This window comes from Pedobacter sp. PLR (assembly GCF_026239675.1).
GTDB lineage: Bacteria > Bacteroidota > Bacteroidia > Sphingobacteriales > Sphingobacteriaceae > Pedobacter.
This window is the reverse complement of record NZ_JAPIVQ010000002.1, coordinates 94,966-109,315: the sequence shown is the minus strand read 5'-3', so window position 1 is coordinate 109,315 and position 14,350 is coordinate 94,966. Positions and strand designations below refer to the sequence as shown.

The following is a 14,350-nucleotide window of genomic DNA, read 5'->3' as shown; positions in this document are numbered from 1 at the left end:
AATGAAGAAGACACTAATAACCCTGACCATACTGCTCGGATCTATGAGCAGCTACGCACAAAATGTACGCTTTACTACGGATGGTGTGATTGAGTTTGAACGCAAAACAAATATGTATGCGACCCTTAAAAAGCGCATTAACAAGGACAATGAAACCTATTTACAACCCGCTTATGATTCCTACCGGAAAAATCAGCCACAATTCAAAATCCTGAAAAGCACCCTGACATTTTCAAATGACAAGTCGCTCTTCACACCGCTTCCGGATACCGGAAAAGATGCGGGTGGATTTTGGGGATCTGATCCGAACAGCACGCAGAATAACACCATTTTCAGCGACCTGGCGAACAGCAGCTTCATTACACAGAAGAAAGTATTTGAAGAAACATTTTTGATAAGAGACAGTTTGAGAAAGATCAACTGGAAGCTGACTTCGGAGACCAGAGAAATTGCAGGATATGAGTGCAGAAGAGCCAATGCAATCATGATGGACTCGATCTATGTGGTGGCCTTTTACACGGATAAGATCCCTGTTTCGGGCGGACCGGAATCATTTTCCGGCTTACCGGGCATGATCCTGGGTGTAGCCTTACCACATGAAAACGTGAGCTGGTTTGCCACCTCTGTTAAAGACAAACCTGTTACCGCAGCAGAATTGAAAGCGCCGGTAAAAGGGAAAGCGGTCAATACAAAAGGACTAAACGATACCCTGAACGGGGTAATAAAAGATTGGGGCTCTTATGCACAGACTGTGCTAAAAGCCCTGACGATTTAGTTGACTAATAATTTATAGCCTTTTCCATGTACGTTGAGGATTTCTACCTTAGGGTCTTCCCTAAGGTACTTCCTTAACTTACTCAGGAAAACATCCATACTACGACCGTTAAAATAATTGTCGTCATGCCAGATGCTTAACAAAGCCTCTTCTCTGGTCAACACCGCATTCTTCTTTAAGCATAACAACTGCAACAACTCGGCTTCTTTAGTACTGAGCTTTTGTTGCTGTCCTTTATAGTGAATCAGCTGCGTGGTATAATCAAAGGTATAGTCGCCGATCTGGAACTGCGTTTCAACCGGAGCCACTTCTGCGGTCTCTTTTGCAGACACCCGTTTCAACAGTGCATTGATGCGCAGCAATAATTCTTCTATACGAAAAGGTTTGGTGATGTAATCGTCTCCCCCCAGATCGTATGCTGAAGCTTTATCTTCCATCATGGCCTTTGCCGTAGCAAAAATAATGGGCACCTGCTGGTTGATCTTTCTAATCTCTTTCCCCAGGGTGAAACCATCTTTCTTAGGCATCATGACGTCCAGAATGCAAAGGTCAAATTCCTGTTTTGAAAAAGCCTTGATGCCTTCTTCTCCATCCACACAAAGTACCACCTCAAATTTCCCTTTCAATTGCAGGTAATCTTGCAAAAGCAAACCCAGGTTCGGATCATCTTCTACCAATAGAATTTTTTTCATTATTTACGGTTTAGGGGTAAGATTATTTCAAATACAGTGCCTTTATCTTTTTCACTATACACCTTAATTTTCCCTTCCATCTGCTGGACGATGTCCTGGACGTAGTTCAGGCCAAGGCCAAATCCTTTGACATCATGCAAATTTCCGGTGGGTACTCTGTAGAACTGATCAAAAATACGTTTTGTTTCTTCTGTTGTCATGCCAATACCAGCATCCGACACTTCAATCACCAGGTGTTTATTGATATTCCTGGTGCCGATCTTAATTTCCGGCGTTCCGGTACTGTATTTATTGGCGTTATCAATCAGGTTATAAATGACATTGGAAAAATGCAGCTCGTCCGCTAAAATCAGCGGTTGTGTGGCAGCAAGGTCCAGTTTCAATACTGTTCCTTTCTTTTTCAGCTGCAAGTCCATACTGTCTACCACAACGAGGATCAGCTCGTTGACATTCACAATGGTTTCTTCCAGTTTCAATTCTTTCTTTTCCAGTCGGGCGATACTCAAAACCCTTTCAATATGATTTCCCAGACGCACGTTTTCATCATAGATGATCCCTGCCAGTCTTTTCACTCTGCTCTTGTCTTCTGCGATCTCGGGATCCTTCAGCGCCTCACTGGCAATCATAATGGTAGCCACCGGAGTTTTAAACTCATGGGTCATGTTGTTGATGAAATCAGTTTTCATCTCCGAGATTTTCTTCTGCTTTAAAATCGTATATATCGTATAGGAAAAAATAAAGACGAGCACGAGCAATAAGGCGGCCGAAGAGGCCATCGTGACGCTCAGGTTGCTAAATATCAAAGAATCTTCTTTAGGGAACGTGACGTATAACAACCCTGGATCTCTAAAGATATCGTCGCTAAACAAGGTTACCGTATGTAAATTTGCCTGGGTAGGTATCACGCTTTCCTTAGACACCTTACGGTAAACCACAGAGTCTTTACTTGCCAGTTTCACCCAGAAATCATAGTCGAGCTTGATATTCCTGTTCAGGAGTTCCGTTTTGATCAGTGTATCCAGCACATCTCTGGGCACCCGTTCATCCATCGGCACACTTTCCTGACGCATCTCCTTGGCGACATCCTCCAGGTAACTCAGGCTATTGGTTTTAATGATTACCGTATCCTTTAACAAGTCTTTAAAAGCCCTTGAAAATTTCTGATTTTCGATCTCATCTTCACTTTTAAACTTCGACACCATATCCGGAGAAACACGTGGCAGCGTAATCAGCAGAGGTTTTTTAGTAAAAGGATTAAAAGCCAGATATCGGATACTATCCGGAAGCTTGTCGGTAGAGACGCTAAAAGTTTGCGATTTCTCAGGGATATAGACCTGATTGACATTGGCGGTGACCACATTCCCGGCCTTATCGACTCCAAAATTCATATCTACCTGTAAAGGAGATTTCTTGTCATCCTCCCCATTCGACATTGACAGGTATTCTGTCTCGGGAATGATCGTTGGGTTCAGATAGTTGCTGCGGATCACACTGTCCTGCATATTCAGATCCGCAATAATTTTCTTTTGCTGTTCCAGTTTCCGGCGTTCCTCTTTTGCCTTATGCTGTTCCTTAAATTCTACCAGAATCTGCGCTTTATCCCTCAGCTCTGCTTCTCTTTCTTCTTTCAGCTGATCTTCTTTTTTGTACAGATGCGTAGCCGCATATCTCTTCTGCACTTTGTTGACTACAGCATTTAAAGCCTGGCTCACATCCTGTTCAAAAAGTTGAGATTTTAGGGCATACGCCTCCCTGATGTAATACAATTGCATTACAAAGACACCAAGCAAAGCTATGGTCATTAGAGCGGTGATTAACCAAAGACTTCTTTTTTTCATTATGTGATAGCTCAAAAATAGCTAAGGTCGGGCACAAACCCGCTTATTTAACACTTTTTAACACGCTGATTGCGCCTAAATTACGATGCCTAAAGTCTGTTTATTGCTTTTAATGTGGAATATGATTTTGAGACTAAATAACGTAATCAGAGAAACAGGAGGAAACCCGGAGAAAATGTACGGGAATAGTATCGTGTAGCAGGTTGCCGAAGGATTGTCGGAGAATTACTCAGGAGTAAGGGAGGCTTGCCGGAGGCAAACCCTTCTTCAGGTCTTCAGCACCTCTCCGACAATCCTTCGGCAACCTGCTACTGCATAGCAGACTGAGGGATTCCGAAGATAGATTAAAGAAAACCTGAGGGCCATTGAAAGGGAACCGGGAGTCCGCTAAAAAAACGGCAAAAAAATAAAGCCTGTCCGAATGATCGGACAGGCTCGTGGTCAATTTGTCTATCGTTTAAAAAAGATCTTTAGAAAGGAAGATCGTCTTCCTCACCTGGAGCATTGTTCAAATCTGCTGGCGGAGCGTAAGCTGGTGTTGCTGCTGCTGCTCCCGGAGTCAAGGCATTGATACGCCATACGACCAGACTATTGAAATATGATGTTTTCCCTGTTTTATCAGTCCATGGACGACCGCGTAAGTTAAAAGAAACTTCCACATCATCACCAGTTTTCAGGCTATCGAATAAAGCTGTTTTATCTTGTAAAGCTTCAAATCTGATGTACTCTGGATAAGTAGGATTTTCTGCGTATTCTATAATCAGGTCACGTTTCTTAAAAGTCTCACTCACCTGTTGTAATGCACCAATTTCATGCACTTTTCCTTTTATTTCCATAACAATTACTATTTTATTCTCGTACAAAGTTCAAATCTCTATATTTTTATTGATAACTTCGCACAATATATTATGCAAGTTTTCCACACAAAAAGCAAGGTTATCTTAACCTGCAACAAGCGATTATCGCCATATCTACAGGAAGAGGTTAAAGCCCTGGGCTACACTATTGTTAGGGATTTCCCTACAGGGGTGGAGTTAAATATAACCCTTACTGAATGCATCAAGTTGAATTTAAACCTGAGGTGTGCCAGTCAGATTTTATATTGCTTAAAAAGCTTCAAAGCCAATAACCCGGAAGAATTGTACCGGGAGCTGGTGGATATGGAGTGGGAATCGCTGATTGATTTCTCGGGATACTTCTCGGTGACCTCAAATGTGGATAACCCAACCATTACGACGCCACTTTTTGCCAATCTAAAAGTAAAAGATGCGATTGTAGACAGAATTAAAGACAAAAAAGGAATTCGTCCGAATTCAGGATCAGATGCCAATAAAGCAGTGGTGCACCTTTACTGGAAAGACAGTGAGGCGGACATCTTTATGGACACTTCCGGAGAAACGCTGGCCAAACACGGTTACCGTAAAATCCCTGGAAAAGCACCGATGTTAGAAGCATTGGCCGCGGGTGTGATCATGAGTACGCAATGGGATCAAAAATCACCATTCGTTAACCCGATGTGTGGTTCCGGAACCCTGGCTATTGAGGCAGCTTTGCTGGCCACAAACCGCCGCCCTGGATTGTTCCGCATGAACTACGGTTTTATGCACATCCTTGGTTATGATGAAGAAGTGTTCTTCGCGGAACGCCGTATTCTGAAAGAACAGGTGATTAAAAATGTAGACCTGACGATTATTGCAACAGATCTTTCCGAAGATGCCGTTGACATCAGTCGCAAGAATGCACAAACTGCCGGTGTTGATACCCTGATTACTTTTGAAGTTTGCGATTTCGCAGAAACAAAAGTCCCTGAAGGCGGAAAAGGTGTGGTAGTTTTCAATCCGGAATACGGAGAACGCTTAGGTGTACACTCGGTTTTAGAAGCGACCTATAAAAGAGTAGGTGATTTTATGAAACAGGAATGTAAAGGTTATTTCGGATACATTTTTACCGGAAATCCTGACCTTGCGAAGAAAATCGGCCTTAAAGCCACCAAGAAAATAGAATTTTACAATGGGAAGCTAGATTGTCGTATGCTCGAATATGAGTTGTATGATGGAACAAGAAGACCAGATCCTAAGGAGATAGTGGAATAGTTTAGAGAAAATACGATTTATTTTCTTTTTTTAAATCTATTCCTGTTTAGTTTACGTTTATACATTTATATATTAGCTTATATATTAGAATAAATGTAAACTAAACTTCCCAAATTATGAATGACCAAATCGAAATTAACGTTAGAGAGATTCCCTCTACCATCAAAAAAATCAGGAAAATCAAATCCCTGACTCAGGAGTATCTTGCCGCAAAACTCCACATCTCTCAAAATGCGTACAGCAAAATCGAACTCGGCCACAGTAAACTAACTGTAGAGCGCTTATGCCAGATCGCAAGCATCCTTGATGTCAAGCCTAATCAATTACTTTATTTTAAACCCGCAGAATTTGTTGAAGCCTTAAGAGCTTCCGGATAATTCTCCACATCATTTTTTTTCCGGTTGATTTCAGATACTTTTGCTGCAAAGCAAGATTATTATGGAAGCGTTACTGGAAAAGACCATCGCATTTGTTAAAAAAACTTTAGCAGGAGCGGAAGCCGGGCATGATTGGTTTCACATTGAGCGTGTGTACAAGAATGCCCTGCACATTAACCTGACTGAAAAAGGCGACGAGCTGATTGTGGCCATGGCCGCGCTGTTGCATGACATCGCCGACCCGAAGTTTAATGATGGCGATGAAGAAATCGGTCCCCAAATGGCCGGAGATTTCTTAACCGAACTGGGACTAGCCCCGGAACAAATCGACCATGTCCAAAAAATCATCAGAAATTTAAGTTATAAAGCAAGTCTGGGTACGGTAACTTTCCAGTCCGAAGAACTGGACATTGTGCAGGATGCTGACCGCCTGGATGCCATTGGCGCTATTGGCATCGCCCGTGCTTTTACTTATGGCGGGTATAAGAACAGGGTATTATACGACCCTGAAATTGCACCGGATATGAACATGAGCAAGGAAGTCTATAAAAATTCTACTGCCCCAACGATCAATCATTTTTATGAGAAACTTCTGAGACTAAAAGACCTTATGAAAACAAATACCGGAAAAGAAATTGCCACTCAGCGTCATGATTTTATGCTCATTTATCTGGATCATTTCTATAAAGAGTGGGAAGGAAAGATTTAACGTGTAATTTAAATCTAAATTGTAAATTGCCTGCATGAAGTTAAGCGTCCTTGTTCTCATTGCTGCCTTTGCAGTAGGCCTATCGATAGGTTTGGTCAATTTCTATTTTCAAAAAGACTGGTATTTTATGGCAGTTTCTTTTGGAGCGGCCTTTATCACCAGTTTCATTGTATTCTACTACCTGCTGGAAAAATACATCTATTCTAAAATCGTGCTGATTTATAAGATGATTCACAATTTAAAATTGGGAAAAGACTTAAAAGATGCATTGGGAGAATATGTGAGTAGCGACCCCATCAATGATGTGGAGCAGGAAGTAAAGGAATGGGCAGGTGCAAAAAAACGTGAAATCGATATCCTGAAAAAACAGGAACAGTTCAGAAGAGAGTTTTTATCGAACGTATCTCATGAATTTAAAACGCCTTTATTTGCCGTACAAGGTTATATAGAGACTTTGCAGGACTGCCTGATTGATGATCCGGAGATGGCGCAGAAGTTTCTAAAAAAAGCGGAAAACAATGTAGAACGCTTAAGTTACCTGATTAACGACCTGGATTCTATCTCTAAATTAGAAACCGGAGAAATTCCGATCAATTATACCAAGTTCGACTTTGTGCTCCTGGCTAAAGAGGTGATGGAAGGCCTGGAAGACAAGGCAAAGAAAAAGAACATTACGATATCCTTCAAGGATAAATACACGCACCCTGCGTATGTAAATGCCGATAGGGAGAAGATTCGTCAGGTGATGATCAATCTGATTCAGAATTCTATCAAGTATGGCAGGGAAAATGGCTCTACTGCCATCAAGATTTTCGAACTTCATGACCAGTATCTGATCGAAGTGACCGACGATGGGATCGGAATTGAAGAAAAACACCTCCCTCGCCTGTTCGAACGTTTCTATAGAATAGATTCTCACAGATCCAGACAGGAAGGTGGTACCGGACTCGGCCTTGCCATCGTTAAACATATTTTGGAGGCACACCAACAGATTATTTCGGTAAGAAGCACTTTACAAATCGGGACCACTTTTGCCTTTACCCTGCAAAAGATTGGTTAACAATGACAAAGCTTTTTCAAAATATCTTAACACTTAACATTAACTTAACATTACACTCATACTTTTGTACCATATTTTATAAGTAGGATGGTCAAGGCATTATGCGGGTTTTCATCTGACAATTAAAACAAAATATAATATAACAGATGAATAGCATTTTTAAGTTCTTCACGCCAAAAGACAAAAAATTCCAGCCATTATTCGAGCAGGCAGGTAGCAATGTATTGAAAATTTCTGAGGCACTATTACTAGCGTTAAGTTCAACAGATCTTGAAAAAAGAAAAGAATACATTAAAGAGGTAGAACGTTTAGAGCATGTTGGAGACGACATTACCCATTCGATCTTCTTAGAATTAAGCAAAAACTTCATTACGCCATTCGACAGGGAAGATATCCATGCATTGGCTAGTGCTGTGGATGATATTGCGGATTATATTCATGCTTCTGCAAGTAATATTGAGCTTTATAATATTGTTCATATTGGTGATGCGATGATCAAACTAGCAGAATTGTTAGTAGAAATGTGTACTGATTTGAACAATGCGATTAAAGAATTGAGAAGTTTCAAAAACATTCGCGTGATTGCTGATGCTTGTGTGAGAATCAATAGTGGAGAGAATCAAGCTGACTATGTGACGAACCTTGCGATTGCACGTTTATTCGAATTTGAAACCAATGCAATAGAGCTGATCAAACAAAAAGAGGTATTACAGACCTTAGAAATGGCTACAGATAAATGTGAGGATGCAGCAAATGTGTTGGAATCTATTTTGGTAAAGAACGCTTAAACCTTCAATAAAATGGTAACTACCTTATTGGTCGTTGTAATTGTCCTGGCAATTGCCTTCGATTATATCAATGGCTTTCATGATGCAGCAAATTCTATTGCAACCATTGTATCCACGAAAGTATTAACACCTTTTCAGGCAGTAGCCTGGGCTGCGATATTTAATTTCGCTGCCTATTTTTATTTCACCGACCATAAAGTAGCCAATACAATTGCGAAAACGGTAGTGGAAAACTTCATTACCCTGGAGGTAATCCTGGCCGGCCTTCTGGCAGCCATCACCTGGAATCTTTTTACCTGGTGGTTCGGAATTCCTTCCAGCTCTTCACACACCCTGATTGGTGGTTTTGCTGGTGCCGGTATGGCGAAAGCATTTACCTTAGGTGTGGGTGTTATGGAAGCAATTAACCTTGCTCCTATCCTGAAAGTAGTGGCCTTTATTGTGCTTGCTCCGGTAATCGGGATGGTGATCTCCGTGATTATATCTATTATCATCCTTCATATTTCCAAGAATGCACGCCCTTCGGTTGCAGAAAAATGGTTCAAAAGATTACAATTGATCTCTTCTGCTGCCCTGAGTTTTACGCATGGTGGTAATGATGCTCAAAAGGTAATGGGTATCATTTATGTAGCGATGGTGGCGGCAAATGTCCTTAAGACCGGTGACACTATGCCGGAATGGATTCCAATCTCTTGTTACGCGGCAATCGCTTTAGGAACAATGAGTGGTGGCTGGAAAATTGTGAAAACAATGGGTTCTAAAATCACTAAAGTGAATGCTTTTGAAGGCGTAGCCGCAGAAACTGCCGGTGCCGTAACCTTAGGTATCACAGAACATTTTGGTATCCCGGTATCTACAACGCATACGATCACAGGATCAATTGTTGGGGTAGGTTTACTGAAAAGAGTATCCGCAGTACGCTGGGGTGTTACCGTAAGTTTGCTATGGGCATGGGTATTAACCATTCCGGTATCAGCTACGCTTGCAGCTCTTGTTTACAGTGTGATTCACCTTTTCTTTTAGTACATCGGATTTGTATTGGTGCTGATCAGCAGCATCGCAAAAATCATATCGGGAGTTTATCCCATAAAAAAAACCGAAACGCTTGTTTCGGTTTTTTTTATGCCTGTTATTTTTCAGGTCTCATTAGAACTTAACCCCTACCTGCACTCTTCCTTCCGGATTAACAGGCTGCTCCCATCCAGGTCCTGCTGAAATCAGTCTGATGGCTTCTTTATCATACTTCTCTCCAGGAGTTCTCAGGATTTTGAAATCATAAGGCTTGCCGTCTTTTCCAATCAGAAAACTGACCTGTACTGTGGCACCAAGCGTATGCTCTTTGGTCAGGCGATTATTTTCCTCAAGATACTGGTTGTACTTCTGCCAGCCACCAACCGGGATAAAAGCCGATCCGATCATCATTTGCTTATTTAACAGCACTTCTACCGGGGCATTTAAACGGGCAACAAGCCTATTGGGGGCAAAGCCCGGATGACTAACCGCAATGGTGTAATCTTTCATTAAGCTATCTGCGGGAATTTTAAATTGACCATTACTATCAGTGACGGCCACAATTCCAGGGCTTGCCTGAACAATTCTTACTTCCGCACCAGCTAAAGGCTGCCCATCAGTCCTGGAAACTACTTTCCCCGTTATTGCCGGAACCTGTACTCCCCTTAAACGGACAGATTTTGCCATCGGACTGGCATAAGCGTTTTGCTCAGCTGTCATTACCGCTGCTGCTGCGGGACTTTGCGTTGGGCCTATGACCACAACGCTATTTGTCACTGCTCTTTTCCTGGCATTTGTAGCATAGCTGTTGGTCTTTGCTGCCTCCAATGCTTTTTCTACAGTCGCATCCTTAGCGACCACATCTGCTGCTATAACCGATGATGACGCTAATACCGGCCCTGCTAAAGCTACTGCAGCTGCTGATGCAGGGGATTCAGGACTTACTGCTTTTTTGGCCTTAGCTGAAGGTTTAGCCTGATTATGCCTGTTCTTCGCCAGCGCAGCGCCTGCAACCGCTGCATCAGCGACTGATCCTTTGACTGCCGTTGATCCTGCCGCTGTTGGAGCTGAAGGTCCTGCAAGCACCGGATTTTCAGGCTTAATACTGATATCAATTTCTTTTCCTTGTTTTGCCAGTTGATTTTCCCTTGCCACTTCTTTCATCCAGAAAATGATACTCACCGAGATAAACAATACTGCTGCTGTTGCCGCAATACTTAGCCGTTGCCAGGTAATTACCTTTGTTTTCTTAGCCACATGATGTTCTGCAACGCGCTCCTTCAACTGCTTTTGCAGTAAGGAAATCGACGCCAAAGAGCGCTTAGGCGAGGCACTTAGTCCGGCCAAAGCTTCGGCCACGAAGGGATCTTCCAGTGCTTCCCGCTCCACCTTGTTCATGGTTTTTGCGTCGAGCTTACCGTCAAGATAATCTTCTAAAACTCCTATATCTAACCAATCGTTATTCACCACTATTTTTTTCTATACAAATTTTCAAGTTCCGCTTTCCATTTTGGATATAGCTCTTTACCTTCAACATTTCATATCCGGTAAGATCTGCAACTTCTTTATAACACTTCTCTTCCAGATAGAACAATTGCACACTGATGCGCTGCTCTTCCGGCAATTTCTCCATACACCGTTCCATCACTGTCAGCGATTCTTCTTTTGTATCATCAATATCAAGATGCACAAATTCCGTGTTTTCCACAAAACTCTCTTCCATAGAGACGGTTGTATGCCTGGAATTTTTACGGATGGCCATTAAACAGTAGTTCCTGGATAGCACATGAAGCCAGCTTTTGAAGTTTTGTACTTCATGGATCTTCAGTTTCACTACCAGTTCTTCGAAGATCTGCATGACGGCATCCTTACTCTGCTCTTCATCTTTCAGGTAATTGAGGCAAACCCCAAAAACCAGGTGCATGTATTTACTGTAAAGCAGCCCCAATGACTCCAGATCGCCGCTGATTTTATATCGGGCAATCAAAGCAGCATCGTCCTGCTCCTGAATTCTGGTATTATTTTTAATAAACTTCAATTGCGGTCTGGAACATAATTCGATCAAGTATAAAAATATTTTCTGATAAAGGTGTGGAAATTCGTCAAAGCTTACATCATTCTGTAAACCAACGAAATTATGAAAAAGTTTTTCTTCCCCCTTTTCCTTGTTCTTGTGCTACTAGGATTTAATGCCTCCGCAATAAAAAAAATACAGGGTACGGTAACCGAATCTGGCCTTAAAAGGCCTATTTCCGGCGTACAGGTTAGCAACCTATCCGGAAGCAAACAAGCATGGACGGATAAAAATGGTCATTATGTGATCCTTTTAGAAAACGGCGATCAGGAGCTAAGCTTCAGGAAGTCTGGTTATATATCTCAACGACTTAATATTGTTAAAAAAACGATTTTGAATGTTCAGATGACCATTGGAATTGAAAAACCGGAACCCATCATGAACGAAGTCAGCGTGATCACCTCAGATAAAGCAATGAGTCAGAGTCAAAAGGCGATGAGCCAGGCAGTGGTGATGACAAAAGGCAAACAACAGGCCATCAGAATCCGCGGCATTGCCAGTCCTAACCGGGCACAGAAAACATATAGTGGTGATCCATCCATGAGCATGAATGTAGCAGCCCCGATTGGAAAAGCACAGCCTGCCCCGGGTATCACTGGCATACTCTATAGTAGCACTACCATTGGCCCGTACGGAAATACTGAAAGCTATGCGCCTATTGTGGAGAACACTTTTCTGGCGCCCGATAAAAACCCACTTTCTACTTTTTCAATTGATGTAGATGCTGCTGGTTACAGCAATGTACGCCGTTACCTGAACAATGGTGGTTTACCTCCAAAAGATGCGGTCAGGATTGAGGAAATGGTCAATTATTTTGATTACAACTATCCGCAGCCTACGGGAAATGACCCGGTAAATATCCTGACGGAAATCGCCACAGCACCATGGAACCCACAACATAAACTCGTAAAAATAGCCTTGCAGGCCAGGAAAATAAAAACAGCACATTTGCCGGCTGCCAATCTGGTATTCCTGATCGATGTGTCCGGATCTATGAATCAACCAAATAAATTGCCTTTACTGATTTCTTCTTTCAAATTATTAACGGATCAATTACGTCCTGAGGACCGCGTGGCGATTGTGGTCTATGCCGGAAGATCGGCTTTGGTACTCCCTTCTACCCCAGGTTCTGCGACCACTACCATTAAAGATGCGCTGAATAAATTAGAGGCTGGCGGCTCAACTGCCGGCGGACAAGGTTTAGAAATGGCCTATAAAGTAGCGGCAGAAAATTTTATCAAAAAGGGCAATAACAGGGTGATTCTTGCCACAGACGGGGATTTCAATGTGGGTCTTTCCAGTGATAAGGAAATGGAAACACTGATTGAAGAAAAAAGAAAAAGCGGCATCTTCTTAACCGTACTTGGTTATGGTATGGGTAACACCAAGGACAGTAAAATGGAGACACTTGCTGATAAAGGCAATGGCAACTATGCTTATATCGACAATATCACGGAGGCCAGAAAGGTCTTGATCAATGAGTTTGGAGGCACTTTATTTACGGTTGCAAAAGATGTGAAACTACAGGTAGAATTCAATCCTTCGAAAGTTCAGGCTTACCGTTTAATTGGTTATGAAAACCGTTTGCTGGAAGATAAAGACTTTAATGACGACCGTAAAGATGCGGGTGAAATGGGTGCAGGACATACAGTAACCGCTTTTTATGAAATCATTCCTTATGGCGTTAACAGCAGCTTTACCCCTTCCGTTGATCCTTTAAAATATCAGGAAAACAAGGTTTTGGGCAATAAAAGCAATAGTCCGGAAATGCTGACGGTTAAGCTTCGTTACAAACAACCTGATGGTGATAAAAGCAAGTTGTTGCAGAAAGCGGTACTGGATACGACCTTCCCCTTTAGCGGTGCCAGTGAGAATTTCCGCTTTGCTGCCGCTGTGGCAGAGTTTGGTCTGCTATTGCGCCAGTCGGACTTTAAACAAGGAGCTAACTTTGCACAGGTAATCAGCCTTGCAGAAGCCGCACAGGGTAAAGATACAGAGGGTTACCGCTCCGAGTTTTTAAAATTAGTAAAGTCGACCGCTTTATTGGCCAAAGATTTGCTTAGTATTGAAAACACAAACAAAGTCAATGAAAAAAACTAGCATTTATTTGATCGCCACCTGCTTGATTAGTCTGAGCAGTATTGAAGCGCAAAGTCAAACAAAACTCGGTAATATTTTAAAAAAAGTAAGCGCTGCTACAAAACCAGCAACCAGCAACACCAGCAATAGCGTGACCGGTGCAACGGGCACACCAAGTACTTCCGAAATCGGATTTGGGATAAAAGAAGCTTTAGAATTAGGTATCGGCAGAGGCGCAGATTTACTGTCTGCAAAAGACGGGTTTATGGGCAATGCAGCCGTAAAAATACTTTTCCCACCGGAAGCACAGAAGGTAGAAAAAACCTTACGTAGCGTTGGTTTAGGTTCTTTAGCCGACAATGTGGTATTGAGCTTAAACAGAGCCGCAGAAGATGCAGCAAAAGAGGCCAAACCAATCTTTGTTTCGGCGATTAAGCAGATGACAATTGCTGATGCAACAAATATTTTATTGGGTCAGCAGGATGCAGCAACCAACTATTTCAAAAGAGTAACTACTTCGCAGCTGATGGAGAAATTCCAGCCGGTGATCACGAGTAGCTTAAGTAAAGTTGGCGCAGCAAAATACTGGGGTGATGCCACCAAACAATACAATAAAATTCCTATGGTGAAGCCGGTAAACACTGACTTGTCCAACTATGTAGCTCAAAAAGCGATCGAAGGAATGTTTATACAGGTGGCTCAGGAAGAGCTTAAAATCAGAGACAATCTGGGTGCAAGGTCTACCCCGCTTTTACAAAAAGTATTTGGCTACGCCGACCAGAAAAAATAATCAGCATGGGCTTATAAATTAATAATCAAGCCCATGCAAGTACTAAACGGGAGAAAAAACATTA

Annotated in this window: 14 protein-coding genes; 9 read left to right on the top strand and 5 right to left on the bottom strand. The window is 42.3% G+C overall.

Going from position 1 to position 14,350, the window contains the following annotated elements; genetic code table 11:
• Window position 1: 1 nt before the first annotated feature.
• Window positions 2–775 (top strand): GLPGLI family protein, encoded by a 774-nt coding sequence (locus OQX61_RS04100; RefSeq protein ID WP_265840407.1) that lies wholly within the window; start codon window positions 2–4, stop codon window positions 773–775.
• On the opposite strand, the gene OQX61_RS04095 is transcribed toward OQX61_RS04100, so the two are convergent.
• The 3 genes from OQX61_RS04095 to OQX61_RS04085 all read right to left on the bottom strand — a co-directional run bounded on the left by OQX61_RS04095 (window position 772) and on the right by OQX61_RS04085 (window position 4,141).
• Window positions 772–1,467 carry a response regulator transcription factor gene (locus OQX61_RS04095; protein WP_265840406.1) on the bottom strand — a complete coding sequence of 232 codons (696 nt, stop codon included), beginning with the start codon at window positions 1,465–1,467 and terminating at the stop codon, window positions 772–774. The genes OQX61_RS04100 and OQX61_RS04095 overlap by 4 nt on opposite strands.
• Window positions 1,467–3,305: an ATP-binding protein gene (locus OQX61_RS04090; RefSeq protein ID WP_265840405.1), complete on the bottom strand. Its 1,839-nt coding sequence runs from the start codon at window positions 3,303–3,305 to the stop codon at window positions 1,467–1,469. Before OQX61_RS04090 ends, OQX61_RS04095 begins: the two co-directional genes overlap by 1 nt.
• A 470-nt stretch (window positions 3,306–3,775) precedes the next feature.
• Complete coding sequence (locus OQX61_RS04085; RefSeq protein WP_062550689.1) at window positions 3,776–4,141, bottom strand: DUF3127 domain-containing protein; 366 nt, start codon at window positions 4,139–4,141, stop codon at window positions 3,776–3,778.
• 72 nt (window positions 4,142–4,213) lie between these two features.
• Here OQX61_RS04085 and OQX61_RS04080 point away from each other — a divergent pair, with 72 nt between their 5' ends.
• The 6 genes from OQX61_RS04080 to OQX61_RS04055 all read left to right on the top strand — a co-directional run bounded on the left by OQX61_RS04080 (window position 4,214) and on the right by OQX61_RS04055 (window position 9,355).
• Window positions 4,214–5,398 carry a class I SAM-dependent RNA methyltransferase gene (locus OQX61_RS04080; protein WP_265840404.1) on the top strand — a complete coding sequence of 395 codons (1,185 nt, stop codon included), beginning with the start codon at window positions 4,214–4,216 and terminating at the stop codon, window positions 5,396–5,398.
• Window positions 5,399–5,514: 116 nt separating this feature from the next.
• Window positions 5,515–5,775, top strand: coding sequence for a helix-turn-helix transcriptional regulator (locus tag OQX61_RS04075; RefSeq protein WP_265840403.1), 261 nt, complete (start codon window positions 5,515–5,517; stop codon window positions 5,773–5,775).
• A gap of 61 nt (window positions 5,776–5,836) precedes the next feature.
• The gene (locus OQX61_RS04070) at window positions 5,837–6,484 is read left to right on the top strand and encodes an HD domain-containing protein (RefSeq protein ID WP_265840402.1); all 648 of its coding nucleotides are present in this window, start codon (window positions 5,837–5,839) and stop codon (window positions 6,482–6,484) included.
• Window positions 6,485–6,518: 34 nt separating this feature from the next.
• On the top strand, window positions 6,519–7,544 hold the full coding sequence (locus tag OQX61_RS04065; RefSeq protein WP_265840401.1) for an ATP-binding protein: 1,026 nt from the start codon (window positions 6,519–6,521) through the stop codon (window positions 7,542–7,544).
• Window positions 7,545–7,690: 146 nt separating this feature from the next.
• Complete coding sequence (locus OQX61_RS04060) at window positions 7,691–8,332, top strand: DUF47 family protein (RefSeq protein ID WP_265840400.1); 642 nt, start codon at window positions 7,691–7,693, stop codon at window positions 8,330–8,332.
• Between the two features lie 12 nt (window positions 8,333–8,344).
• Window positions 8,345–9,355: an inorganic phosphate transporter gene (locus OQX61_RS04055; protein ID WP_265840399.1), complete on the top strand. Its 1,011-nt coding sequence runs from the start codon at window positions 8,345–8,347 to the stop codon at window positions 9,353–9,355.
• A gap of 123 nt (window positions 9,356–9,478) precedes the next feature.
• Here OQX61_RS04055 and OQX61_RS04050 read toward each other — a convergent pair whose 3' ends face one another.
• Together OQX61_RS04050 and OQX61_RS04045 are read right to left on the bottom strand one after the other, a co-directional pair.
• A complete protein-coding gene (locus tag OQX61_RS04050) occupies window positions 9,479–10,810 on the bottom strand; it encodes a carboxypeptidase-like regulatory domain-containing protein (protein ID WP_265840398.1) in 1,332 nt (443 codons plus the stop codon).
• Complete coding sequence (locus tag OQX61_RS04045; RefSeq protein WP_265840952.1) at window positions 10,803–11,381, bottom strand: sigma-70 family RNA polymerase sigma factor; 579 nt, start codon at window positions 11,379–11,381, stop codon at window positions 10,803–10,805. The genes OQX61_RS04050 and OQX61_RS04045 overlap by 8 nt, the downstream gene beginning before the upstream one ends.
• Before the next feature lie 99 nt (window positions 11,382–11,480).
• On the opposite strand from OQX61_RS04045, the gene OQX61_RS04040 reads away from it, so the two are divergent.
• Window positions 11,481–13,517 carry a von Willebrand factor type A domain-containing protein gene (locus tag OQX61_RS04040; RefSeq protein ID WP_265840397.1) on the top strand — a complete coding sequence of 679 codons (2,037 nt, stop codon included), beginning with the start codon at window positions 11,481–11,483 and terminating at the stop codon, window positions 13,515–13,517.
• Window positions 13,504–14,286: a DUF4197 domain-containing protein gene (locus OQX61_RS04035; protein WP_265840396.1), complete on the top strand. Its 783-nt coding sequence runs from the start codon at window positions 13,504–13,506 to the stop codon at window positions 14,284–14,286. The genes OQX61_RS04040 and OQX61_RS04035 overlap by 14 nt, the downstream gene beginning before the upstream one ends.
• Window positions 14,287–14,350 lie beyond the last annotated feature (64 nt).